Annotated in this window: 1 protein-coding gene; it reads left to right on the top strand. The window is 68.6% G+C overall.

Annotated features, from left to right (window positions below):
- Positions 1-902: IS1380 family transposase (locus tag ACWDVB_RS40305; RefSeq protein WP_451612073.1), on the top strand; the 902-nt coding region annotated here is incomplete at its 5' end.
- Positions 903-1,157 lie beyond the last annotated feature (255 nt).

Raw genomic sequence — 1,157 nt, 5'->3', positions numbered from 1 at the left:
ACAAGGGCGGCTTCGGCTACCACCCGCTGCTGTGCTTCCTGGCCAACACCGGAGAGGCACTGTCCGGCCGACTGCGGCCCGGGAACGCCGGCGCCAACACCGCGAGCGACCACATCGCGGTACTCGACCAGGCACTCGCGCAGATTCCCGACGCCTACCGGCACGGCACCGACATCCTGGTCCGCACCGACAGCGCCGGATCCGCGAAAGCCTTCCTCGCTCACGTCCGTGACATGCGCAAACGAGGAATCCGCACCTTCTTCTCGGTCGGATACGCCATCACCGAGCCGGTCCGCCGCGCTGTCCGGGCCATTCCCGCCCGCCTCTGGCATCCCGCCCTGGACCAGGACGGGACAATGCGCGATGGCGCTGAGGTCGCCGAGCTGACCGGCATGGTCGATCTGGGCGGCTACCCGGCCGGCACCCGCATCATCGTGCGCCGCGAGCGGCCGCACCCCGGAGCCCAACTGTCCTTGTTCGACCAGGACGAGGGCCTGCGTCACCAGGTGTTCCTCACCGACGCCCCCTACTCCGGTGGCGGCTCCGCCCAGTTCCTCGAAGTCCGTCACCGCGGGCATGCCACCGTCGAGGACCACATCCGATGCGGCAAGACCACCGGATTCGGCCGCTTCCCCTCCCGAGGCTTCGGCATCAACGCCGTCTGGCTCGAACTCAGCCTCGCGGCGATCGACCTGCTGGCCTGGACCCGCACCCTCCTCCTGGACGGCGAACTCGCGGCTGCCGAGCCGAAGAAGCTCCGCTACCGACTGCTGCACGTCGCCGCCCGCCTCACCCGCGGGGGCCGACGCCTCCGCTTGCGGATATCGGCGACCTGGCCCTGGAAAAACGAACTGGCCACGGCCTTCCACCGCCTCGCCGCACTACCCCGTCCCGCCGGCTGACCAGCAAACCCCTGACCGCCCACGACCCGAAAGACCTTGGAGAACCCGACCCCGCGCCGGGACTCCGTCATGCCCAAGCAACGAAACCACCCCGCCCACCCAGCCGCTGGCGATCAGCGACGCCTCATCGCACCAAGCGAAACGGCGAGGCTAATCAACGGGGAGTGTCTAATCAACGGCGGATCTGATGATCAAGGAGACGCCAGAGATGACCGAGACCGTTGTCGAGCAGGAGTCCGTGGAGAAGCCGGCGGT

The organism is Streptomyces sp. NPDC003379, from assembly GCF_053589195.1.
This window is presented reverse-complemented; position numbering and strand designations above follow the sequence as displayed.